We start from the raw sequence: 19,362 nt of genomic DNA, 5'->3' as shown, positions 1-19,362 counted from the left end.
GGGACGCAGTGCCATTGTGTGCGACACTGGATCGCATCCGACGACGTCGTCAGCCTGCCCGGATCGAAGGAGATCTCATGGTTCGCAGTACCTATCCCGATGTGGAGATCCCCGAGGTCTCCATCCACCAGTTCCTCTTCGGCGACCTCACCGACGCCGAACTCGACACCGTCGCGCTCGTCGACGGCGTGAGCGGCGCGACCACGACCTATCGTCAACTCGTCGGGCAGATCGATCTGTTCGCCGGCGCTCTCGCGGCGCGTGGGGTGGGAGTCGGCACGACGGTCGGGGTGCTCTGCCCCAACGTCCCCGCTTTCGCGACCGTGTTCCACGGCATCCTCCGCGCGGGGGCGACGGCCACCACGATCAACTCCCTCTACACGGCGGAGGAGATCGCGAATCAGCTCACAGATGCCGGCGCGACCTGGGTCGTGACGGTCTCCCCGCTCCTCCCCGGAGCTCAGGCCGCTGCCGAGAAGCTCGGCTTCGACGCCGATCATGTGATCGTGCTCGACGGCGCGGACGGACACCCATCGCTCGCTGCACTCCTCGGCGAAGGGCACCCGGCACCGGCTGTGTCCTTCGACCCGTCCACCCACCTCGCCGTGCTCCCCTACTCCTCGGGAACGACCGGACGCCCGAAGGGCGTGATGCTCACGCACCGCAACCTGGTCGCGAACGTGTCGCAGTGCGGCCCGGTGCTCGGCGTCGATGCGAGCGACCGGGTGCTCGCCGTCCTGCCCTTCTTCCACATCTACGGCATGACGGTGCTGCTGAACTTCGCGCTGCGACAGCGCGCCGGACTCGTCACGATGCCGAAGTTCGACCTTCCCGAGTTCCTGCGCATCATCGCCGAGCACCGCACCACGTGGGTGTTCGTCGCTCCCCCGATCGCGGTCGCCCTTGCGAAGCACCCGATCATCGACCAGTACGACCTCTCCTCCGTGAAGGTCGTCTTCTCCGGCGCCGCCCCTCTCGACGGAGCACTGGCCTCGGCGGTGGCCAACCGGCTGGGCTGTATCGTCACCCAGGGCTACGGCATGACCGAGACCAGTCCCGCGGTGAACCTCACCTCCGAGACACGCACCGACATCGACCGCTCGAGCATCGGTCCCCTCGTTCCGAACACGGAAGCACGCCTCGTCGACCCCGAGTCGGGCGAGGACGTCACGGTGCCCGACTCGGGAACGAGCGAGCCCGGTGAGCTGTGGGTGCGCGGCCCCCAGGTGATGGTCGGGTACCTCAATCGCCCGGATGCCACGGCGGAGATGCTCGACGCCGATGGTTGGTTGCACACCGGCGATGTCGCGACTGTCACGCACGACGGCATCTACCGGATCGTCGACCGGCTCAAGGAGCTCATCAAGTACAAGGGCTATCAGGTGGCACCCGCCGTGCTGGAAGCCGTGCTGCTCGAGCACCCCGCCATCGCCGATGCGGCCGTCATCGGTGCCTTCGATGAAGACGGGCAGGAGGTGCCGAAGGCGTTCGTCGTCCGTCAGCCGAGCGCCGACCTCGATGCGGAGTCGGTCATGGCGCACGTGGCCGCACACGTGGCACCGCACGAGAAAGTCCGGCAGGTGGAGTTCATCGATGTGATCCCCAAATCGAGCTCGGGGAAGATCCTGCGCAAGGATCTGCGCGCGCGCTGACGACGTCGCCCGGAACACGAAGAAGCCCGCCACCCCGAAAGGGCGGCGGGCTTCTTCATGAGCGAGTGCTTACTCGGACTTCTTCTCGACAGCGTCCTCGGCAGCAGCCTCAGCGGCTTCGCCTTCGGCCTGCGACTCGGCGCCGGCCTCGACGGTCTCGTCGGCGGGAGCCTCCTCAGCGGGAGCCTCCTCGACGGCCTCAGCCGGCTTCTCGGCCTTCGGAGCAGCAGCCTTCTTGGTCGACTTCGCCTTCGGGGTGACGGGCTCGAGGACGAGCTCGATCACGGCCATCGGAGCGTTGTCGCCCTTGCGGTTGCCGACCTTCGTGATGCGGGTGTAGCCACCCTCACGGTCCGCGACGAGCGGCGCGATCTCGGAGAACAGGACGTGCACGACTTCCTTGTCACCGATGACCGAGAGCACGCGACGACGCGCGTGCAGGTCGCCACGCTTGGCGAACGTGATCAGTCGCTCGGCGAGCGGACGAAGGCGCTTGGCCTTGGTCTCGGTCGTCTTGATCGACTTGTGGGTGTAGAGCGCCGCCGCGAGGTTGGCAAGCATCAGGCGCTCGTGGGCGGGGCCGCCTCCGAGGCGGGGACCCTTAGTGGGCTTGGGCATAATCGTCTAACTCCTGGTCAGAAAGGTCGGGTATCAGAAGGACTCGTCTTCGCTGCCGCCGTAGAAGTGGGCGCCGTCGAAACCGGGCACCGAATCCTTGAGCGACAGACCGAGCGAGATGAGCTTGTCGCGCACCTCGTCGACCGACTTCTGGCCGAAATTGCGGATGTTCATGAGCTGCGTCTCCGACAGGGCGACGAGCTCGGAAACGGTGTTGATGCCCTCACGCTTCAGGCAGTTGTACGAGCGGACCGACAGGTCGAGGTCCTCGATCGGCATCGACAGCTCGCTGGAGTTCACTGCCTCCACCGGCGCCGGGCCGATCTCGATGCCCTCGGCCTCGACGTTCAGCTCGCGGGCGAGACCGAACAGCTCGGTGAGCGTCTTCGCAGCCGAAGCGACGGCGTCGCGGGGGCTGATCGCCGACTTGGTCTCGACATCCAGGACGAGCTTGTCGAAGTCGGTGCGCTCCCCGGCACGGGTCGCGTCGACGCGGTAGCTGACCTTGAGGACCGGCGAGTAGATCGAGTCGATCGGGATCTGACCGGCCTCGGCGTACTCGTTGCGGTTCTGCGTCGCCGAGACGTAGCCACGGCCACGCTCGATGGTGAGCTCGAGCTCGAACTTCGCGGTGTCGTTCAACGTCGCGATGACGAGCTCGGGGTTCTGCACCTCGACACCGGCCGGAGCCGAGATGTCAGCGGCGGTGACTTCGCCCGCACCGGTCTTGCGCAGGTACGCGGTGATGGGCTCATCGCGCTCCGACGAGACGACGAGCTGCTTGATGTTGAGGATGATCTCGGTGACATCCTCCTTCACGCCGGGGATGGTGCTGAACTCGTGCAGCACGCCGTCGATGCGAACGCTGGTGACAGCAGCACCGGGGATCGACGACAGCAGGCTGCGGCGCAGCGCGTTGCCGATCGTGTAACCGAAGCCGGGCTCCAGAGGCTCGATGATGAACCGGCTACGGTTCTCGACGATCTTTTCCTCGGTCAGTGTGGGACGCTGTGCAATAAGCACTCTGTGTTCCTTTCGATCACATGCCCGCTATATGACATGTGGTGGGGTGAGGTTTGGAGTTGTGGAAGTCGATGCCCGCACGCGGGCGTCGAGCCGCTCAGACCGCGAAGGGACCGAGCGGCTCGACACGCGAATCAGACGCGGCGACGCTTCGGCGGACGGCAGCCGTTGTGTGCCTGCGGGGTGACGTCCTGGATCGAGCCGACCTCGAGGCCTGCGGCCTGGAGCGAGCGGATCGCGGTCTCGCGGCCGGAGCCCGGACCCTTCACGAGGACGTCGACCTTCTTGACGCCGTGCTCCGCAGCCTGACGGGCAGCGGACTCGGCAGCCATGCCGGCGGCGTACGGGGTCGACTTGCGGGAGCCCTTGAAGCCCACGCCACCCGACGATGCCCAGGCGATGACGGCGCCGGACGGGTCGGTGATCGAGACGATCGTGTTGTTGAACGTCGACTTGATGTGGGCCTGGCCCAGCGCGATGTTCTTCTTTTCCTTGCGGCGCGGCTTGCGCGCGGCGGCCTTGGGTGCAGCCATGAAAGTGTTCTCCTAGTCCCTGGGGCCGCGCTTAGCGGGCCTTCTTCTTGCCTGCGACGGTGCGCTTCGGGCCCTTGCGGGTACGGGCGTTGGTCTTGGTGCGCTGACCACGGACCGGGAGACCACGACGGTGGCGGATGCCCTCGTAGGAGCCGATCTCGACCTTGCGGCGGATGTCTGCTGCAACCTCGCGGCGCAGGTCACCCTCCACCTTGTAGTTGCCTTCGATGTGGTCGCGGAGGGCGATCAGCTGGTCGTCGCTGAGGTCCTTCACGCGGATGCTCTCGTCGATGTCCGTCGCCTTGAGGATCTCGACCGAGCGGGTACGGCCGACGCCGTAGATGTAGGTAAGGGCGATCACCACGCGCTTGTCGCGCGGGATGTCAACGCCGGCAAGACGTGCCATGCGGTTCTCCTGGGTGTTGTGGAGGTGTGGAACAGGATCGGTGCCCGGGCCTCCGCCCCGAGGTGTCCCCCGCATGCGCGGGTTCTGATCCTGCCGTTGTGTATTCAGTTGTGAGATGTGCGTGAGCGATACCGCACAGCGCGGGCCCGTCGATCAGACCGGCGGGCCCGCCAGGGACTCAGCCCTGGCGCTGCTTGTGACGCGGGTTGCTCTTGCAGATCACCATGACGCGGCCGTGACGGCGGATCACCTTGCAGTGATCGCAGATGGGCTTGACGCTGGGGTTGACCTTCATGATGTTTCCTGTTCGCTGTCTTCGTACCGCCCCCGGCAGGGGCAGGCCGTTACTTCTCGACCGATCAGCGGTAGCGGTAGACGATACGGCCGCGGGTGAGGTCGTAGGGGCTGAGCTCCACGACCACGCGGTCCTCGGGGATGATGCGGATGTAGTTCTGCCGCATCTTGCCGGAGATCGTTGCAAGGACCTTGTGTCCGTTGCTGAGCTCAACGCGGAACATCGCGTTGGGCAGAGCCTCGGAGATCACGCCCTCGATCTCGATGACACCGTCTTTCTTAGCCATAGCCTCGCTGACGCTTCTGCAGATCGGTCGATCTGCGGTGGGTGATGGGATTGCGGTACTGCGCCGACGGACACGCCGAATCAAGGCACAAAGCACCAAAGATCTATGTTAGACGCTCCGGAGCCATCGGGCAACTCGACCGCGTGCGGCGGACGAGCAGCGGGCTCAGCTGATCAGGTCGGTGAACTTCTTGAGGTCGGCCTGGTCCTGCAGGTTGAGGCGCGTTCCGTTGATCTCGACCGTCGGCGTTCCCGCGATCTCGTGCGACTTCGCCTGGGCTGCTCCGAACTTGCGGTACGTCTCATCGGTGATGCACGACACGGCGTCGTCTGCGCCGACCTGCGTCGCGAAGCCCGCGAGCTGGTCGTTGGTGAGACCCGAGGTGTTCTCCGCAGGCTGGTTCTCGAACAGTGTCTTGGCGAAGTCGAGGTACAGCTCCGGGTTCGACTCCGCGACGCACACCGCGGCACCGGCCGAGCGCGACGAGTACTCGGTCCCCTGCGAGAACCGGTCGAGGATCGCGATGGGGTGGTACTCGAGGGTGATACGACCGTCGGCGGCCGCAGCCTCCAGCTGTCCACCGAACTGGTCCTCGAAGGTCTTGCAGACCGGGCACTGGAAGTCGACGAACACCGCGATCGTGTCTTCGCCGTCCCCGAACGAGATCGCCCCGGTCTCGGAGTTGAACGTGTCGTTGGCCTTGGGCGTCGCACCGGGCGCGGTGGCCTGGTTGTTGAGGAACACCACGAGACCGCCGATCGCCACCAGCACCACGACGACGGCGATCGAGACGCCGATCGCGAACCAGTTGGTGTTGCTCTTCGCCGCTGCCATTACTTTCCGATCTCTCGAGGCTCTACCCCGAACGGGGCGAGTCCGGCTCTTCCTCCATCGGGCGCGGTGAGCACCCAGATACCCCCATCATGCAGGGCGACGCTATGTTCCCAATGGGAGCCGTCCGTACCGTCCACCGTCGTGACGGTCCAGTCGTCCTCCTCGATGAAGGTCGCATCTCCGCCGGCGGTGACCATGGGCTCGATCGCGAGCACCAGACCGGGCTTCAGGTCTTCGCCACGGTCGGGCGTGCGGTAGTTGAAGACGCTGGGGGCCTCGTGCATCTTGCGACCGATGCCGTGACCCACGTACTCGCGCAGGATGCCGTAGGGCTCGCCCGAGACCGCTGAGGGCCCCTGAGCCTCGATGTAGTCCTGGATGGCCGCACCGATCTCGTCGATGGACGAGACCGAGGCCATGGCGGCGATCCCGGCCCACATCGACCCCTCGGTGACGCGGGAGAGCTCTTCGCGCTGGGCGACGAGCTCCGGGCGCTCCGGGTCGGGCACGACGACCGTGATGGCGCTGTCGCCGTTCCACCCGCGGAACTGCGCACCGCAGTCGACCGACACGATGTCTCCCGGCTGGAGCACCCGCTCCCCCGGGATCCCGTGCACGACCTGCTCGTTCACCGAGATGCAGGTCGTGTGGTGGTAGCCGCGCACCAGCTGGAAATTCGACTCGGCGCCGCGGGCGAGGATGGTGCGGTTCGCCACGGTGTCGAGTTCGAGGGTGGTGACCCCGGCCTTGATCAGCGGGCGGACGGCGTCCAGTGCCGCTGCCGTGATCAGCCCGGGCTCCACCATGGCCCGCAACTGAGCCGGGGTCTTGTAGATCGACCGGCGGAACATCTCAGGAGGTGGAGACCGCGGGACGCAGGCCGCGCGCGGCCAGAGCCTGTGCGATGCGCTCGGTGATCTCGTCGAGCGAGCCGACGCCGTCGATGCGGTCGACGATGCCCTTGGCGCCGTAGACCTCAAGGATCGGGGCGGTCTCGTTCTCGTAGATGTCGAGACGGTGACCGATGGCCTCGGGGGTGTCGTCGGAGCGTCCCTGCTCGGTCGCACGGAGCGTCAGACGCTCCAGGCTCTCCTCGCGGGGCACGTCGAGGAGGATGACGGCGTCGAGCGCCTCGCCCCGTTCGGAGAGGAACGACTCGAGGTGGTCGACCTGTGCGGTGTTGCGCGGGTAGCCGTCGAGGAGGAAACCCTGCGCGGCGTCCTCCTGCGACAGACGGTCGCGCACGATCTCGCTGGTCAGCTCATCCGGAACGAGGTCACCCTTGTCGAGGATCGCCGTGACCTGCTGGCCGAGCGGCGTTCCCTCCTTGATGTTCGCGCGGAAGATGTCGCCGGTCGACACGACCGGGATGCCGTAGGACTCGGCGATCCGCACGCCCTGCGTGCCTTTGCCCGAGCCCTGCGGGCCGACGATGAGAAGACGTGCGGAAGCTGTCATCGGAGGAGCCCTTCGTAGTGTCGCTGCTGCAGCTGCGCATCGATCTGCTTGACCGTCTCGAGACCCACACCGACGATGATGAGGATCGAGGCGCCGCCGAACGGGAAGTTCTGGTTGGCGCCGACGGTGGCCAGGGCGATGAGCGGGATGAGCGCGATCAGACCGAGGTAGAGGGAGCCGGGGAGCGTGATGCGGGTGAGCACGTAGTCGAGGTACTCGGCCGTCGGACGCCCCGCACGGATGCCGGGGATGAACCCGCCGTACTTCTTCATGTTGTCGGCGACCTCGACCGGGTTGAAGGTGATCGCCACGTAGAAGTAGGTGAACCCGATGATCAGCAGGAAGTAGGCCGCCATGTACACGGGGCTGTTGCCGGTCGTGAAGTTCGTCGTGATCCAGGTCACCCAGGCCGCCGGAGTAGATCCGTCCTGCGGGGTGTTGAACTGCGCGATGAGGGCCGGGATGTACAGCAGCGACGAGGCGAAGATCACGGGGATCACACCCGCCATGTTCACCTTGATCGGGATGTAGGTGTTCGTGCCGCCGTAGGTGCGTCGACCGACCATGCGCTTGGCGTACTGCACGGGGATCCGTCGCTGGGATTGCTCGACGAACACGACGAGCCCCATCACGATGATCCCGACCAGCAGCACGAGCAGGAAGACCTCGAAGCCCTTGGTCTGCCAGATCAGACCCATGGCGCCGGGGAACGTCGCGGCGATCGAGGTGAAGATGAGCAGCGACATGCCGTTGCCGATGCCGCGCTCGGTGACGAGCTCTGCGAACCACATGATCAGACCCGTACCGGCCGTCATCGCCATGATGATGAGCAGCTGCGCCCACCACACGTCGTTCGTCAGAAGCTGCTGGCAGGCCGCGAGGTCGGTGGTTCCGAAGAGCTGGCCGCTGCGCGCCACCGTGACGAGAGTCGTCGACTGCAGCAGCGCGAGGGCGATCGTGAGGTAACGCGTGTACTGCGTCAGACGGGCCTGACCGGCCTGTCCTTCCTTGTGCAGCGCCTCGAAGTGCGGGATGACCACGCGCAGGAGCTGCGTGATGATCGTCGCGGTGATGTACGGCATGACACCGAGCGCGAAGATCGACAGCTGCAGCAGTGCACCACCGGAGAACAGGTTGACCAGCCCGAGCAGCCCATCGGTGCCGGCGTTGGCGGCGAGACACTCCTCGACGTTCGGGAAGTCCACGAACGGAGCCGGGACGTTGGAGCCGAGTCGGTAGATCGCGACGATGGCGAGAGTGAAACCGATCTTCCGCCGCAGGTCTGGGGTGCGGAAGATCCGCGCGATGGCGCTAAACAAGGACGTTCCTCCTGAAAAGGTTGCCGATTCCCGAAGGACGGCTGAAAGACCAGGGTAACGCAAACCGGGCTTCCCGGAATTCGCCACCGATACCAGGCCCGCCGGATGCGGCCCCAGAGCAAGGTCTCGGAGTGTGAAACCACAAGAGGGGCCGGAGAATCTCCGGCCCCTCTTGCTGTGCGGTTACTTGACGGATCCGCCGGCCGCGACGATCTTCTGCTCGGCAGAACCCGAGACCTTGTCGACCGAAACGGTGAGCTTCACGGCGATGTCGCCGTTTCCGAGAACCTTGACCTTCTCGTTCTTGCGAACGGCACCCTTGGCGACCAGGTCGCCGACGGTGACGTCGCCACCCTTCGGGTACAGCTCCGCGAGCTTCTCCAGGTTCACGACCTGGTACTCCACGCGGAACGGGTTCTTGAACCCGCGCAGCTTCGGGGTGCGCATGTGCAGCGGCATCTGCCCACCCTCGAAGCCGACGCGAACGGTGTTGCGCGCCTTGGTGCCCTTGGTTCCACGACCAGCGGTCTTACCCTTGGAACCCTCACCACGGCCGACGCGAGTCTTGGCGGTGTTGGATCCGGGGACCGGACGCAGGTGGTGCACCTTCAGCACGCCGGGGCGGGATGCCGGAGCATCCTTCGCCGGCGTCGCCTTCTTGGCGGCAGGCTTCTTGGCAGCGCCCTCAGCCTTCGCGTCGGCGGCAGCGGTCTTGGCCGGAGCCTTCTTCGCAGCCGGCTTCTTCTCGGCGGCAGCCTTGGGAGCCGCAGCCTTCTTCGGGGCCTTCTCAGCCTCGACGGCCTCGTTCTTCTCGGCCATTAGTCGATCTCCTCAACCTTGACGAGGTGGGCGACGGTCTTGACGTAACCACGCGTCTGCGCGTCGTCGGGGCGGACGGTGGTGTCACCGATCCGCTTCAGACCGAGGCTGCGCAGCGTGTCGCGCTGGTTCTGCTTCTCGCTCACCTTGGACTTGATCTGCGTGACCTTCAGTCGCGCGGCCATCAGGCACCTACCTTCTGTGCGGCGATGGCGTCTGCCTCGGCGCGCACGAGACGCGCAGGGGCAACCTGGTCGAACTCGAGGCCACGACGTGCGGCGACCGCACGAGGCTCCTCGAGCTGCTTCAGGGCGGTGACCGTCGCGTGCACGATGTTGATCGTGTTCGACGAGCCGAGCGACTTCGACAGCACGTCGTGGATACCGGCGCACTCGAGCACGGCGCGGACCGGACCACCGGCGATGACACCGGTACCGGCGGCAGCCGGACGGAGCAGGACCACACCGGCGGCCGCCTCACCCTGCACGGGGTGCGGGATGGTGCTGCCGACGCGCGGAACGCGGAAGAAGTTGCGCTTGGCCTCTTCGACACCCTTCGAGATCGCCAGAGGGACCTCGCGGGCCTTGCCGTAGCCGACACCGACCAGACCGTTGCCGTCACCGACGACCACGAGGGCGGTGAAGCTGAAGCGACGACCACCCTTCACGACCTTCGAGACGCGGTTGATGGTGACGACGCGCTCCAGGAACTGGTTGTCGCCGCGGTCACGGGAGTTGCGGTCACGACCGCCACCCTGGTTGCGGTCGCCACGGCCGCCGCGGCGGCCGTCACGCGAGTCGCGAGCCGGCTCGGCCTGCGTGGTGCCGGCAGCCGTCTCGGAAGTGGCAGCAGCCGCTTCGGTCACTTCGTTCTCCTTGTTGTCACTCACAGTGCCAGACCCCCCTCGCGGGCGCCGTCGGCGATGGCGGCGACACGACCGGCGTAGCGGTTGCCGCCACGGTCGAACACTGCCTCGGAAACGCCGGCAGCCTTCGCACGCTCGGCGAGGAGCTCGCCGACCTTGCGGGCCTTGGCGGTCTTGTCACCCTCGAGCGAGCGCAGGTCGGTCTCGAGCGTCGAAGCCGACGCAACGGTGTGACCCTTGCTGTCGTCGACCAGCTGCACGAAGACGTGGCGGGCCGAGCGGTTGACGACGAGACGCGGACGCGCCTCGGTGCCGACGACCTTCTTGCGAAGGCGGGCGTGACGACGCGCGCGGGCGTCAGACTTTGACTTGAGAGCCATGGTTACTTACCACTCTTTCCGGCCTTGCGACGCACGTTCTCGCCGGCGTAGCGCACACCCTTGCCCTTGTACGGCTCGGGCTTGCGGATCTTGCGGATGTTGGCAGCTGCCTCGCCGACAGCCTGCTTGTCGATCCCGCTGACGGTGAGCTTCGTGGTGCCCTCGACCGTGAGCGTGATGCCGGCGGGCGGGTCGATCAGGACCGGGTGCGAGAAGCCGAGGGCGAACTCGACCGAGCTGCCCTTCTGCTGCACGCGGTAACCGGTACCGACGACCTCGAGACCCTTGGTGTAGCCCTGGGTCACGCCGATGATGTTGTTGTTGATGAGCGTGCGGGTCAGGCCGTGAAGCGACCGCGACTCGCGCTCGTCGTCGGGACGGGAGACCAGAACCTGGTTCTCCTCGACCGCGACCTCGATGGGGCTGGCCACCGTGAGGGTGAGCTCACCCTTGGGGCCCTTCACCGCGACCTCACGGCCGTTGACCGAAACGGTCACGCCCGCAGGAACGTCGATGGGAAGTCGTCCAATACGCGACATTTCGAATTACCACACGTAGGCGAGAACTTCTCCGCCCACGCCCTTCTGCTCTGCCTGACGGTCGGTGAGAAGACCGGAGGAGGTGGACAGGATCGCCACGCCAAGGCCGCCGAGGACCGTGGGGAGCTCGGTCGACTTCGCGTACACGCGGAGACCGGGCTTCGAGACGCGCTTGATGCCAGCGATGGAGCGCTCACGGTTGGGACCGTACTTCAGCGTCAGCGTGAGGTTCTGTCCGACGCGGGCGTCAGAGGTCTCCCAGCCGGCGATGTAGCCCTCCTGCTGGAGGATCTGAGCGATGTGCGTCTTGAGCTTGCTCGACGGCAGGGTCACGGAATCGTGGTGCGCCGAGTTCGCGTTGCGCAGACGGGTCAGCAGATCTGCGACCGGGTCTGTCATTGTCATTGTTGTTTTCCTTTGTTCATGAGGTTCCGGCTGCCGTTACACGACAGACGGCCTGCGATGACACGCAATTTTCAATTGTACGTGCACATCGACGGGCTCAGTGACACGAGACCACTGAGCCCGTCGAGGGTGTTACGCCTGTGCGTCTTCCGAGCGGAACGGGAAGCCGATGTGGCGGAGCAGTGCCCGGCCCTCGTCATCCGTCTTCGCGGTGGTGACGACGGTGATGTCGAAACCGCGAACCCGGTCGATCTTGTCCTGATCGATCTCGTGGAACACGCTCTGCTCCTGGAGACCGAAGGTGTAGTTGCCGTTGCCGTCGAACTGCTTGCCCGAGAGACCGCGGAAGTCGCGGATACGGGGCAGTGCGAGCGAGACGAGGCGATCCACGAACTCCCACGCGCGGTCACCACGGAGGGTGACGTGCGCGCCGATGGCCTGTCCCTCGCGCAGCTTGAACTGCGCGATGGACTTGCGAGCCTTCGTGACGATCGGCTTCTGGCCGGTGATCTTGGTGAGATCGTCGACCGCGCCATCGATCACCTTGCTGTCGCGAGCTGCCTCGCCGACACCGGTGTTCACGACGACCTTGACCAGTCCGGGAATCTGCATGACGTTCGCGTAGCCGAACTCTTCCTGCAGAGCCTTCTTGATCTCGGTGTTGTACTTCTGCTTCAGGCGCGGCTGGATCTTGCCAGCCGGCGCGGCAGTGTCGGTGCTCATCAGAGGTCCTTACCGCTCTTCTTCGCGTAGCGCACACGGACGGTGCGCTTCACGCCGTCCTTCGTCTGCTCCTCGACCCGGTGGCCGACCTTGGTCGGCTTCTTGGTCGAGGGGTCGACGAGTGCGACGTTCGAGATGTGGATGGAGGCTTCGACGGTCTCGATGCCTCCGGTCTTGGTGCCACGCTGCGTCTGGCCGACGCGCGTGTGCTTGGTGACGTAGTTCACGCCTTCGACGATCACGCGGTTCTTGTCGGCGAGGACATCCAGGACCTTGCCCTGCTTGCCACGGTCGCCGCCACGCTCCTGCGTGGCACCGGTGATGACCTGAACCAGGTCACCCTTCTTGATCTTCGCCATGATTAGATGACCTCCGGCGCCAGCGAGACGATCTTCATGAACTTCTTGTCGCGAAGCTCACGACCGACCGGCCCGAAGATACGGGTGCCGCGGGGCTCCCCGTCGTTCTTCAGGATCACTGCGGCGTTCTCGTCGAACTTGATGTAGGAGCCGTCCGGACGACGGACCTCCTTCTTGGTGCGGACGATGACCGCCTTGACGACGTCGCCCTTCTTGACGTTTCCACCGGGGATCGCGTCCTTGACGGTCGCGACGATGGTGTCGCCGAGGCCCGCGTAACGGCGCTTCGAGCCACCGAGAACGCGGATGGTGAGCAGCTCCTTGGCGCCGGTGTTGTCGGCGACCTTGAGTCGGGATTCCTGCTGGATCACTTGGCCTTCTCCAGAATCTCCACCAGACGCCAGCGCTTCGTGGCGCTCAGCGGGCGGGTCTCGTTGATCAGGACCAGGTCGCCGATGCCGGCGGAGTTCGCCTCATCGTGCGCCTTGACCTTCGAGGTGCGGCGGATGACCTTGCCGTAAAGCGGGTGCTTCACGCGGTCCTCGACCTCGACCACGATGGTCTTGTCCATCTTGTCGCTGACGACGTAGCCGCGGCGTGCCTTGCGGTAACCGCGGGCAGCGGCGTCGCGGACGTCGTGCTCGGACGACTCGTGTCCTGCGGCCTGCGTCTCCACAGTCGCTTCCTTCTTGGTGGCCATCACTCAGCCTCTTCCTTCACGGCGTCGTCGGCGGAGTCCGCCTTCTTCGCCTTCGACTTGGTCGCCTTCTTCGCCGGAGCCTCGACCGGAGCGGGCGTCGCACGGATGCCCAGCTCGCGTTCGCGGATCACGGTGTAGAGGCGCGCGATGTCGCGCTTGACGGCGCGGATGCGGCCGTGGCTCTCCAGCTGGCCGGTGGCCGACTGGAAACGGAGGTTGAACAGCTCCTCCTTGGCCTTGCGCAGCTCCTCGACGAGGCGCTGGTCTTCGAATGTGTCGAGCTCTGCCGGGGCGAGCTCCTTGGTGCCGATCGCCATTACGCGTCGCCCTCCTCGCGCTTGATGATGCGTGCCTTGAGCGGCAGCTTGTGAATTGCACGGGTCAGAGCTTCGCGAGCGAGCTCCTCGTCGACACCCGCGACCTCGAAGAGGACACGGCCCGGCTTGACGTTGGCGACCCACCACTCGGGGGAACCCTTACCGGAACCCATGCGGGTTTCGGCCGGCTTCTTCGTGAGCGGACGGTCGGGGTAGATGTTGATCCACACCTTTCCACCACGCTTGATGTGACGGGTCATCGCGATACGAGCGGACTCGATCTGACGGTTCGTCACGTAAGCGGGCGTGAGGGCCTGGATACCGTACTCGCCGAAGGAGACCTTCGTGCCGCCGGTGGCCTGACCCGAGCGACCCGGGTGGTGCTGCTTGCGGAACTTGACCTTACGGGGGATGAGCATTATGCCGACGCTCCTTCTGCGACAGGTGCCTCGTTGCGCGGGGCACGGCGGCGGTCGCCACCACGGTCGTCACGACGAGCCTTGGGTGCGTTGGCCTGCTCGCGAGCGAGCTCCTTCGCGGTCAGGTCGCCCTTGTAGATCCAGACCTTCACGCCGATGCGGCCGAAGGTGGTCTTCGCCTCGTAGAAGCCGTAGTCGATGTTCGCGCGCAGCGTGTGCAGCGGCACACGACCCTCACGGTAGAACTCCGAACGGCTCATCTCGGCGCCGCCGAGGCGGCCGGAGACCTGGATGCGGATGCCCTTGGCGCCGGCGCGCTGAGCGCCCTGCAGACCCTTGCGCATCGCACGACGGAACGCCACACGAGCAGAGAGCTGCTCGGCGATGCCCTGTGCGACGAGCTGTGCATCGGCCTCGGGGTTCTTGACCTCGAGGATGTTCAGCTGAATCTGCTTGCCCGAGAGCTTCTCGAGGTCGCCGCGGATGCGCTCGGCCTCGGCTCCACGACGACCGATCACGATGCCCGGACGGGCGGTGTGGATGTCGACGCGGACGCGGTCACGGGTGCGCTCGATCTCGATGTTCGAGACACCGGCGCGGTCGAGCTGCGTCTTGAGCAGGTTACGGATCTTGATGTCTTCGGCGACGTAGTCGGCGTAGCGCTGACCCGGCTTCGTCGAGTCAGAGAACCAACGCGAGACGTGGTCCGTCGTGATGCCGAGACGGAAGCCGTACGGGTTTACCTTCTGTCCCATTACTTGCTCGCCTTCTTGTTGCTGTCGCCCGCGGCGGCCGGAGCCACCTCAGGCGTCGAGAGCACGACCGTGATGTGGCTCGTGCGCTTCTTGATCTGGAAAGCGCGACCCTGTGCACGGGGCTGGAAACGCTTGAGCGTGGTGCCCTCGTCGACGTACGCGTTGGCCACGTACAGGTCCTTCTCGTCGAGGAACTCGCCGTCGCGATCTGCCTTCACCTGCGCGTTGGCCATGGCCGACGCGACGAGCTTGTAGATCGGCTCACTGGCGGACTGCTGAGCGAACTTCAGGATCGCCAGAGCCTCCTGGGCCTGCTTGCCCTTGATGAGCGCGACGACACGACGAGCCTTCTGAGGGGTCACGCGAATGTGCTTCACGCGTGCGATCGATTCGACCATTAGCGGCGCCGCCCCTTCTTGTCGTCCTTCTCGTGGCCGCGGAAGGTGCGGGTGGGCGCGAACTCGCCCAGCTTGTGACCGACCATGGTCTCGGACACGAACACAGGGATGTGCTTGCGTCCGTCGTGGACCGCGATCGTGTGACCCAGCATGGCCGGGATGATCATGGACCGACGGGACCAGGTCTTGATGACGTTCTTGGTGCCGGCTTCGTTCTGCACGACCACCTTGCGAAGCAGGTGATCGTCGACGAAGGGGCCCTTCTTAAGACTGCGAGGCATCTTCTCTTACTCCTACTTACGCTTCTTGCCGGCGTTACGACGACGCACGATGTACTTGTCGCTTTCCTTGTTGGCGTGACGGGTACGACCCTCAGCCTGGCCCCAGGGGGAGACGGGGTGACGACCACCAGAGGTCTTACCCTCACCACCACCGTGCGGGTGGTCGACCGGGTTCATCGCGACACCACGCACGGTCGGGCGGACGCCCTTCCAGCGCATGCGGCCGGCCTTGCCCCAGTTGATGTTCGACTGCTCGGCGTTGCCGACCTCGCCGATGGTCGCGCGGCAGCGCGCATCGACGTTGCGGATCTCGCCCGAGGGCAGACGCAGCTGGGCGTAGGGGCCGTCCTTGGCGACGAGACGGACGGACGCGCCGGCCGAACGTGCCATCTTCGCGCCGCCGCCGGGGCGGAGCTCGATCGCGTGGATCACGGTACCCGTGGGGATGTTCTTCAGCGGGAGGTTGTTACCCGGCTTGATGTCAGCCCCGGCACCCGACTCGACGATGTCGCCCTGCTTCAGCTTCGCCGGAGCGAGGATGTAGCGCTTCTCACCGTCGAAGTAGTGCAGCAGCGCGATGCGCGCGGTGCGGTTGGGGTCGTACTCGATGTGAGCGACCTTGGCGTTGACGCCGTCCTTGTCGTTACGACGGAAGTCGATGACGCGGTACTGGCGCTTGTGGCCACCACCGATGTGACGGGTCGTGATGCGGCCCTGGTTGTTGCGACCACCGGTCTTCGAGAGCGGGCGCAGCAGCGACTTCTCCGGCGTCGATCGAGTGATCTCGGCGAAGTCAGCCACCGACGAGCCGCGACGGCCCGGGGTCGTGGGCTTGTACTTGCGAATAGCCATTATTGTCCTTATCCCCCGGATCAGCCGATTGCCGTGAAGATGTCGATGGTGCCCGACTTCAGGGTGACGATGGCGCGCTTGGTGTCCTTGCGCTTGCCGGTGCCGAAGCGGGTGCGACGAGCCTTGCCGACGCGGTTGAGGGTGTTGACCCTTGCGACCTTGACGCCGAAGATCTTCTCGATGGCGAGCTTGATCTCGGTCTTCGAAGCGCGCGGGTCGACGAGGAAGGTGTACTTGCCTTCATCGATGAGACCGTAGCTCTTCTCGGACACGACCGGCTTCAGGATGATGTCGCGCGGGTCCTTGTTCAGGGCCGTCTGGAGAACAGATGCCTGCTCGCTCATGCGGAGACCTCCTGGTTGGCGCCGGACTTGGAGGCGATGAAGCCCTCGAGCGCGGCCTGGGTGAAGACGATGTCGTCGGAGACGAGCACGTCGTATGCGTTGAGCTGGTCGAACGTCAGCACGTGCAGGTTCGACAGGTTGCGGATGCTCTTCAGCGTCACGTCGTCGTTGCGCTCGATCACGACGAGCACGTTCTTCGACGAGACGACGTTGGTGAGGAAGTTCACCGCGGTCTTGGTCGAAGGCGTGCCGTCGATCCCGAAGGACTCGATGGCGTGGATGCGGTCACCGCGGAAGCGGTCGCTGAGCGCGCCCAGCAGGGCGGCGGCGATCATCTTCTTGGGGGTGCGCTGCGAGTAGTCGCGCGGCTTGGGGCCGTGCACGATGCCACCACCGGTCATGTGCGGCGCGCGGATGGAACCCTGACGGGCGTTACCCGTGCCCTTCTGCTTGAAGGGCTTGCGGCCGGCACCGGAGACCTCGCCACGACGCTTGGTCGAGTGCGTGCCCTGGCGAGCCGCCGCGAGCTGCGCGACGACGACCTGGTGGATGAGCGGGATGTTCGTCTTGGCGTCGAACAGCGCGGCGGGAAGCTCGATCGAGCCTGCCTTCTTGCCGTCTGCCTTGAGGACGTCGAGCGCGAGAGTGGAGTCAGCCATGATCAGGCACCCTTCACTGCGTTGCGGACATAGACGATGCGGCCACGAGCACCGGGGACGGCGCCCTTGACGAGCATGAGTCCCTTCTCGATGTCGATGGAGTGCACCGTGAGGTTGAGGACGGTCACGCGCTCGCCACCCATACGGCCGGCCATGCGCATGCCCTTGAAGACGCGGCTCGGGGTCGACGATGCGCCGATGGAGCCGGGCTTGCGGTGGTTGCGGTGCGAACCGTGCGAAGCCGAGACACCCTTGAAGTTGTGACGCTTCATGACACCGGCGAAGCCCTTGCCCTTGCTCGTGCCGACGACGTCGACGAGCTGGCCGGCCTCGAAGGTGCCGTCGACCGTGAGCTCCTGGCCCAGGTTGTAGTCGCCGGCGTCCGCGGTGCGGATCTCGGTGACGTGACGACGCGGCGTGACGCCTGCTGCCTCGAAGTGGGCGGAGAGCGGCTTGTTCACCTTGCGGGGGTCGATCTGGCCGTACGCGATCTGCACGGCGTTGTAGCCGTCCTTCTCGGGCGTGCGGACCTGGGTGACCACGTTGGGTGCCAGCTCGATGACGGTGACGGGAACGAGCTTGCCGCTCTCGTTCCACACCTGGGTCATGCCGAGCTTCGTGCCCAGCATGCCCTTGGAAACCTTGGAGTTGATGTCAGCCATGTCGAACCTCAGAGCTTGATCTCGATGTTGACATCGGCCGGCAGGTCGAGACGCATCAGCGAGTCGACGGCCTTGGGCGTCGGGTCGACGATGTCGATCAGACGCTTGTGGGTGCGCATCTCGAAGTGCTCGCGGCTGTCCTTGTACTTGTGCGGCGACCGGATGACGCACACGACGTTCTTCTCGGTCGGAAGGGGCACGGGGCCGACGACGGTTGCGCCCGCACGGGTCACGGTGTCGACGATCTTGCGTGCGGACGTGTCGATGACCTCGTGGTCATACGACTTCAGGCGAATGCGGATCTTCTGTCCCGCCATTGTCTGCTCTCTCTCTTTAAGCGTCTTACCGTCCGGGACCGGGTGGCCCTGGGGCATTGGACGCACGTCGGCGCTGTTCGCGCCTCGGCACGAGAACGGCTCTTGCGAGTCGATCTGCTGCACCACTGTTCTTCTGTCAGCCGGACGCCGTGAAGCGACCGGATGCCGACCTTCCGCCGCGCACGGCAGAACCCTTCATGTAGAGGGGTGTCGGGGTTGTGTTCTGCTACCCGCGGCCTAGAACCCTGCACCGTCCCGGAGGAGGCGCCGTCTATGCACTGCCCTGGCAGTGATCCCTCGCGCGCACAGCGGCGACGGAATATCGAACCTGTCTATTCTGCCACGGCTGATTTCACTTGCGCAAACCCGGGCGTGTCGCGCTCCTCCGACAGTCCCGGTGACGCGTCCGAGAGGGCTCAGATCCCAGGAGATAGCGGGGCGAGGCATCCCCATGCCTCGCCCCGCTTGGGGAGGGCGTTCAGTGCGAGGGGGCACACCGAACGCGAGTAGCCCGGCGTGAAGGGACGCCGAACTCCTCGACCGAGGGCGCGGCGGAAGACCCGCCGCGCAGGCAGGGAGACGCTCAGGCGCCGTGACGGCGCGCGTCGCACGATGATCCCCAAGATCGCTTATCCCCAGTTTCGTACGCGGAAGTCCGCGTGCTTCGGGAAACCGAACCCCTTCGGCTTCCCCGACCGCAAGATCCCCAGGCGGTCTCGATGATCCTACTGGATACATCTGTGGATGCGCCACATCCGACGACATTCCGAAGCCGAAGCCGTTGGACAGGAACAGAAGAGCGGCGCCCCACCGGAGTGGTTCGCCGCTCAGATGCTGTGCTGCGTGCTACTCGTTGCCGACGGCCTTGTCGGCGCTGTCGCGGATCTCGTCGATCTTGTCTGCGGCGCCGGGAGCGATCTTCTTGGCGAAGTCGGCCACGCCGTCGAGCACCTTGTCGCTGATGTCCTCGGCCTGCTCGCTCTTGACCGCCTCGGCGATCTTGTCCTTGTTCTGCTCGTACAGGTCCTTGCCCTTGTTGACGGCGTCCTCGATACCCATGATTCCCCTTCGGAGGCGGTGTGCGATGTGCGATGTGCGATGTGCGTCTAGTCTGCACGAACCGCCGCGCTATCACCAGGGGGAT

Annotated in this window: 32 protein-coding genes; 1 reads left to right on the top strand and 31 read right to left on the bottom strand. The window is 65.5% G+C overall.

The annotated features are described in order from the left end of the window. Nucleotides 1-77: 77 nt before the first annotated feature. Nucleotides 78-1,652 (top strand): AMP-binding protein, encoded by a 1,575-nt coding sequence (locus tag HDC31_RS03725; protein ID WP_113680410.1) that lies wholly within the window; start codon nucleotides 78-80, stop codon nucleotides 1,650-1,652. 69 nt (nucleotides 1,653-1,721) lie between these two features. Here the strand turns inward: HDC31_RS03725 and rplQ are convergent, their stop codons facing one another. The 31 genes from rplQ to HDC31_RS03570 form a co-directional block, all read right to left on the bottom strand. Beyond that, on the bottom strand, nucleotides 1,722-2,270 hold the full coding sequence (gene rplQ, locus HDC31_RS03720; protein ID WP_113680409.1) for a 50S ribosomal protein L17: 549 nt from the start codon (nucleotides 2,268-2,270) through the stop codon (nucleotides 1,722-1,724). 33 nt (nucleotides 2,271-2,303) lie between these two features. Further along, nucleotides 2,304-3,293: a DNA-directed RNA polymerase subunit alpha gene (locus HDC31_RS03715; RefSeq protein WP_021201111.1), complete on the bottom strand. Its 990-nt coding sequence runs from the start codon at nucleotides 3,291-3,293 to the stop codon at nucleotides 2,304-2,306. 134 nt (nucleotides 3,294-3,427) lie between these two features. Continuing rightward, nucleotides 3,428-3,826, bottom strand: coding sequence for a 30S ribosomal protein S11 (gene rpsK / locus HDC31_RS03710; RefSeq protein WP_017829189.1), 399 nt, complete (start codon nucleotides 3,824-3,826; stop codon nucleotides 3,428-3,430). 31 nt (nucleotides 3,827-3,857) lie between these two features. Further along, nucleotides 3,858-4,232 (bottom strand): 30S ribosomal protein S13, encoded by a 375-nt coding sequence (gene rpsM, locus HDC31_RS03705; protein ID WP_017201568.1) that lies wholly within the window; start codon nucleotides 4,230-4,232, stop codon nucleotides 3,858-3,860. 178 nt (nucleotides 4,233-4,410) lie between these two features. After that, on the bottom strand, nucleotides 4,411-4,527 hold the full coding sequence (gene rpmJ, locus HDC31_RS03700) for a 50S ribosomal protein L36 (protein ID WP_005050492.1): 117 nt from the start codon (nucleotides 4,525-4,527) through the stop codon (nucleotides 4,411-4,413). Between the two features lie 64 nt (nucleotides 4,528-4,591). Continuing rightward, complete coding sequence (gene infA, locus HDC31_RS03695; RefSeq protein ID WP_017201569.1) at nucleotides 4,592-4,813, bottom strand: translation initiation factor IF-1; 222 nt, start codon at nucleotides 4,811-4,813, stop codon at nucleotides 4,592-4,594. Between the two features lie 165 nt (nucleotides 4,814-4,978). After that, nucleotides 4,979-5,647: a thioredoxin domain-containing protein gene (locus tag HDC31_RS03690; RefSeq protein ID WP_046747824.1), complete on the bottom strand. Its 669-nt coding sequence runs from the start codon at nucleotides 5,645-5,647 to the stop codon at nucleotides 4,979-4,981. Then, a complete protein-coding gene (gene map / locus HDC31_RS03685; protein WP_113680408.1) occupies nucleotides 5,647-6,498 on the bottom strand; it encodes a type I methionyl aminopeptidase in 852 nt (283 codons plus the stop codon). Before map ends, HDC31_RS03690 begins: the two co-directional genes overlap by 1 nt. A gap of 1 nt (nucleotide 6,499) precedes the next feature. Continuing rightward, nucleotides 6,500-7,105 carry an adenylate kinase gene (locus HDC31_RS03680; protein WP_058632584.1) on the bottom strand — a complete coding sequence of 202 codons (606 nt, stop codon included), beginning with the start codon at nucleotides 7,103-7,105 and terminating at the stop codon, nucleotides 6,500-6,502. Then, nucleotides 7,102-8,424: a preprotein translocase subunit SecY gene (secY, locus tag HDC31_RS03675; RefSeq protein WP_046747821.1), complete on the bottom strand. Its 1,323-nt coding sequence runs from the start codon at nucleotides 8,422-8,424 to the stop codon at nucleotides 7,102-7,104. Before secY ends, HDC31_RS03680 begins: the two co-directional genes overlap by 4 nt. Nucleotides 8,425-8,607: 183 nt before the next feature. Continuing rightward, nucleotides 8,608-9,243, bottom strand: coding sequence for a 50S ribosomal protein L15 (gene rplO, locus HDC31_RS03670; protein WP_061016850.1), 636 nt, complete (start codon nucleotides 9,241-9,243; stop codon nucleotides 8,608-8,610). After that, a complete protein-coding gene (gene rpmD, locus HDC31_RS03665; RefSeq protein WP_017201575.1) occupies nucleotides 9,243-9,428 on the bottom strand; it encodes a 50S ribosomal protein L30 in 186 nt (61 codons plus the stop codon). Before rpmD ends, rplO begins: the two co-directional genes overlap by 1 nt. Further along, complete coding sequence (rpsE, locus tag HDC31_RS03660; RefSeq protein WP_269430495.1) at nucleotides 9,428-10,108, bottom strand: 30S ribosomal protein S5; 681 nt, start codon at nucleotides 10,106-10,108, stop codon at nucleotides 9,428-9,430. Before rpsE ends, rpmD begins: the two co-directional genes overlap by 1 nt. Nucleotides 10,109-10,128: 20 nt before the next feature. After that, the gene (gene rplR, locus HDC31_RS03655; protein ID WP_017201578.1) at nucleotides 10,129-10,488 is read right to left on the bottom strand and encodes a 50S ribosomal protein L18; all 360 of its coding nucleotides are present in this window, start codon (nucleotides 10,486-10,488) and stop codon (nucleotides 10,129-10,131) included. 2 nt (nucleotides 10,489-10,490) lie between these two features. Then, nucleotides 10,491-11,027, bottom strand: coding sequence for a 50S ribosomal protein L6 (gene rplF, locus HDC31_RS03650; protein ID WP_045264646.1), 537 nt, complete (start codon nucleotides 11,025-11,027; stop codon nucleotides 10,491-10,493). 6 nt (nucleotides 11,028-11,033) lie between these two features. Next, the gene (rpsH, locus tag HDC31_RS03645; protein WP_021201117.1) at nucleotides 11,034-11,432 is read right to left on the bottom strand and encodes a 30S ribosomal protein S8; all 399 of its coding nucleotides are present in this window, start codon (nucleotides 11,430-11,432) and stop codon (nucleotides 11,034-11,036) included. Between the two features lie 132 nt (nucleotides 11,433-11,564). After that, nucleotides 11,565-12,155: a 50S ribosomal protein L5 gene (rplE, locus tag HDC31_RS03640; RefSeq protein WP_113680407.1), complete on the bottom strand. Its 591-nt coding sequence runs from the start codon at nucleotides 12,153-12,155 to the stop codon at nucleotides 11,565-11,567. Continuing rightward, a complete protein-coding gene (gene rplX, locus HDC31_RS03635; RefSeq protein WP_045264644.1) occupies nucleotides 12,155-12,514 on the bottom strand; it encodes a 50S ribosomal protein L24 in 360 nt (119 codons plus the stop codon). Before rplX ends, rplE begins: the two co-directional genes overlap by 1 nt. 2 nt (nucleotides 12,515-12,516) lie before the next feature. Next, a complete protein-coding gene (rplN, locus tag HDC31_RS03630; protein ID WP_017201583.1) occupies nucleotides 12,517-12,885 on the bottom strand; it encodes a 50S ribosomal protein L14 in 369 nt (122 codons plus the stop codon). Further along, entirely contained in the window at nucleotides 12,882-13,214 is a 333-nt protein-coding gene (gene rpsQ / locus HDC31_RS03625) for a 30S ribosomal protein S17 (protein ID WP_017829201.1), read from the bottom strand. Before rpsQ ends, rplN begins: the two co-directional genes overlap by 4 nt. Further along, nucleotides 13,214-13,531: a 50S ribosomal protein L29 gene (gene rpmC, locus HDC31_RS03620; RefSeq protein WP_017829202.1), complete on the bottom strand. Its 318-nt coding sequence runs from the start codon at nucleotides 13,529-13,531 to the stop codon at nucleotides 13,214-13,216. Before rpmC ends, rpsQ begins: the two co-directional genes overlap by 1 nt. Continuing rightward, nucleotides 13,531-13,950 (bottom strand): 50S ribosomal protein L16, encoded by a 420-nt coding sequence (gene rplP, locus HDC31_RS03615; RefSeq protein WP_017829203.1) that lies wholly within the window; start codon nucleotides 13,948-13,950, stop codon nucleotides 13,531-13,533. Before rplP ends, rpmC begins: the two co-directional genes overlap by 1 nt. Further along, the gene (gene rpsC / locus HDC31_RS03610; RefSeq protein ID WP_017201587.1) at nucleotides 13,950-14,705 is read right to left on the bottom strand and encodes a 30S ribosomal protein S3; all 756 of its coding nucleotides are present in this window, start codon (nucleotides 14,703-14,705) and stop codon (nucleotides 13,950-13,952) included. The genes rplP and rpsC overlap by 1 nt, the downstream gene beginning before the upstream one ends. Further along, entirely contained in the window at nucleotides 14,705-15,103 is a 399-nt protein-coding gene (rplV, locus tag HDC31_RS03605) for a 50S ribosomal protein L22 (RefSeq protein WP_045264641.1), read from the bottom strand. Before rplV ends, rpsC begins: the two co-directional genes overlap by 1 nt. Next, complete coding sequence (rpsS, locus tag HDC31_RS03600) at nucleotides 15,103-15,384, bottom strand: 30S ribosomal protein S19 (protein WP_017829205.1); 282 nt, start codon at nucleotides 15,382-15,384, stop codon at nucleotides 15,103-15,105. Before rpsS ends, rplV begins: the two co-directional genes overlap by 1 nt. A gap of 12 nt (nucleotides 15,385-15,396) precedes the next feature. Further along, nucleotides 15,397-16,236 (bottom strand): 50S ribosomal protein L2, encoded by an 840-nt coding sequence (rplB, locus tag HDC31_RS03595; RefSeq protein WP_017201590.1) that lies wholly within the window; start codon nucleotides 16,234-16,236, stop codon nucleotides 15,397-15,399. A 20-nt stretch (nucleotides 16,237-16,256) separates the two neighbouring features. Beyond that, nucleotides 16,257-16,580: a 50S ribosomal protein L23 gene (gene rplW, locus HDC31_RS03590; protein WP_113680406.1), complete on the bottom strand. Its 324-nt coding sequence runs from the start codon at nucleotides 16,578-16,580 to the stop codon at nucleotides 16,257-16,259. After that, nucleotides 16,577-17,239: a 50S ribosomal protein L4 gene (gene rplD / locus HDC31_RS03585; protein ID WP_021201122.1), complete on the bottom strand. Its 663-nt coding sequence runs from the start codon at nucleotides 17,237-17,239 to the stop codon at nucleotides 16,577-16,579. Before rplD ends, rplW begins: the two co-directional genes overlap by 4 nt. A gap of 2 nt (nucleotides 17,240-17,241) precedes the next feature. Next, a complete protein-coding gene (rplC, locus tag HDC31_RS03580; RefSeq protein ID WP_021201123.1) occupies nucleotides 17,242-17,901 on the bottom strand; it encodes a 50S ribosomal protein L3 in 660 nt (219 codons plus the stop codon). An 8-nt stretch (nucleotides 17,902-17,909) separates the two neighbouring features. Then, nucleotides 17,910-18,218, bottom strand: coding sequence for a 30S ribosomal protein S10 (rpsJ, locus tag HDC31_RS03575; RefSeq protein ID WP_017201594.1), 309 nt, complete (start codon nucleotides 18,216-18,218; stop codon nucleotides 17,910-17,912). Nucleotides 18,219-19,064: 846 nt separating this feature from the next. Beyond that, the gene (locus HDC31_RS03570; RefSeq protein ID WP_045264638.1) at nucleotides 19,065-19,277 is read right to left on the bottom strand and encodes a hypothetical protein; all 213 of its coding nucleotides are present in this window, start codon (nucleotides 19,275-19,277) and stop codon (nucleotides 19,065-19,067) included. Between the last annotated feature and the right edge of the window lie 85 nt (nucleotides 19,278-19,362).

Source organism: Microbacterium sp. JAI119, from assembly GCF_013410135.1.
Lineage (GTDB): Bacteria > Actinomycetota > Actinomycetes > Actinomycetales > Microbacteriaceae > Microbacterium > Microbacterium oxydans.
This window is presented reverse-complemented; position numbering and strand designations above follow the sequence as displayed.

Excerpts from the sequence above, each read along its gene's own strand:
- HDC31_RS03725 (WP_113680410.1), top strand. The coding sequence starts at position 78 with ATGGTTCGCAGTACCTATCCCGATGTGGAGATCCCCGAGGTCTCCATC.
- rplD (WP_021201122.1), bottom strand. The coding sequence starts at position 17,239 with ATGGCTGACTCCACTCTCGCGCTCGACGTCCTCAAGGCAGACGGCAAG.
- rpmD (WP_017201575.1), bottom strand. The coding sequence starts at position 9,428 with ATGGCCGCGCGACTGAAGGTCACGCAGATCAAGTCCAAGGTGAGCGAG.
- rpsJ (WP_017201594.1), bottom strand. The coding sequence starts at position 18,218 with ATGGCGGGACAGAAGATCCGCATTCGCCTGAAGTCGTATGACCACGAG.
- rplX (WP_045264644.1), bottom strand. The coding sequence starts at position 12,514 with ATGGCGAAGATCAAGAAGGGTGACCTGGTTCAGGTCATCACCGGTGCC.
- rplC (WP_021201123.1), bottom strand. The coding sequence starts at position 17,901 with ATGGCTGACATCAACTCCAAGGTTTCCAAGGGCATGCTGGGCACGAAG.
- rplB (WP_017201590.1), bottom strand. The coding sequence starts at position 16,236 with ATGGCTATTCGCAAGTACAAGCCCACGACCCCGGGCCGTCGCGGCTCG.
- rpsM (WP_017201568.1), bottom strand. The coding sequence starts at position 4,232 with ATGGCACGTCTTGCCGGCGTTGACATCCCGCGCGACAAGCGCGTGGTG.
- rpsK (WP_017829189.1), bottom strand. The coding sequence starts at position 3,826 with ATGGCTGCACCCAAGGCCGCCGCGCGCAAGCCGCGCCGCAAGGAAAAG.
- rpsS (WP_017829205.1), bottom strand. The coding sequence starts at position 15,384 with ATGCCTCGCAGTCTTAAGAAGGGCCCCTTCGTCGACGATCACCTGCTT.
- rplF (WP_045264646.1), bottom strand. The coding sequence starts at position 11,027 with ATGTCGCGTATTGGACGACTTCCCATCGACGTTCCTGCGGGCGTGACC.
- infA (WP_017201569.1), bottom strand. The coding sequence starts at position 4,813 with ATGGCTAAGAAAGACGGTGTCATCGAGATCGAGGGCGTGATCTCCGAG.
- HDC31_RS03570 (WP_045264638.1), bottom strand. The coding sequence starts at position 19,277 with ATGGGTATCGAGGACGCCGTCAACAAGGGCAAGGACCTGTACGAGCAG.
- rpsC (WP_017201587.1), bottom strand. The coding sequence starts at position 14,705 with ATGGGACAGAAGGTAAACCCGTACGGCTTCCGTCTCGGCATCACGACG.
- rplV (WP_045264641.1), bottom strand. The coding sequence starts at position 15,103 with ATGGTCGAATCGATCGCACGCGTGAAGCACATTCGCGTGACCCCTCAG.
- rplW (WP_113680406.1), bottom strand. The coding sequence starts at position 16,580 with ATGAGCGAGCAGGCATCTGTTCTCCAGACGGCCCTGAACAAGGACCCG.
- rplQ (WP_113680409.1), bottom strand. The coding sequence starts at position 2,270 with ATGCCCAAGCCCACTAAGGGTCCCCGCCTCGGAGGCGGCCCCGCCCAC.
- HDC31_RS03690 (WP_046747824.1), bottom strand. The coding sequence starts at position 5,647 with ATGGCAGCGGCGAAGAGCAACACCAACTGGTTCGCGATCGGCGTCTCG.
- map (WP_113680408.1), bottom strand. The coding sequence starts at position 6,498 with ATGTTCCGCCGGTCGATCTACAAGACCCCGGCTCAGTTGCGGGCCATG.
- rpsQ (WP_017829201.1), bottom strand. The coding sequence starts at position 13,214 with ATGGCCACCAAGAAGGAAGCGACTGTGGAGACGCAGGCCGCAGGACAC.
- rplP (WP_017829203.1), bottom strand. The coding sequence starts at position 13,950 with ATGCTCATCCCCCGTAAGGTCAAGTTCCGCAAGCAGCACCACCCGGGT.
- rpmC (WP_017829202.1), bottom strand. The coding sequence starts at position 13,531 with ATGGCGATCGGCACCAAGGAGCTCGCCCCGGCAGAGCTCGACACATTC.
- rplE (WP_113680407.1), bottom strand. The coding sequence starts at position 12,155 with ATGAGCACCGACACTGCCGCGCCGGCTGGCAAGATCCAGCCGCGCCTG.
- rplO (WP_061016850.1), bottom strand. The coding sequence starts at position 9,243 with ATGGCCGAGAAGAACGAGGCCGTCGAGGCTGAGAAGGCCCCGAAGAAG.
- rpsH (WP_021201117.1), bottom strand. The coding sequence starts at position 11,432 with ATGACAATGACAGACCCGGTCGCAGATCTGCTGACCCGTCTGCGCAAC.
- rplR (WP_017201578.1), bottom strand. The coding sequence starts at position 10,488 with ATGGCTCTCAAGTCAAAGTCTGACGCCCGCGCGCGTCGTCACGCCCGC.
- rpmJ (WP_005050492.1), bottom strand. The coding sequence starts at position 4,527 with ATGAAGGTCAACCCCAGCGTCAAGCCCATCTGCGATCACTGCAAGGTG.
- HDC31_RS03680 (WP_058632584.1), bottom strand. The coding sequence starts at position 7,105 with ATGACAGCTTCCGCACGTCTTCTCATCGTCGGCCCGCAGGGCTCGGGC.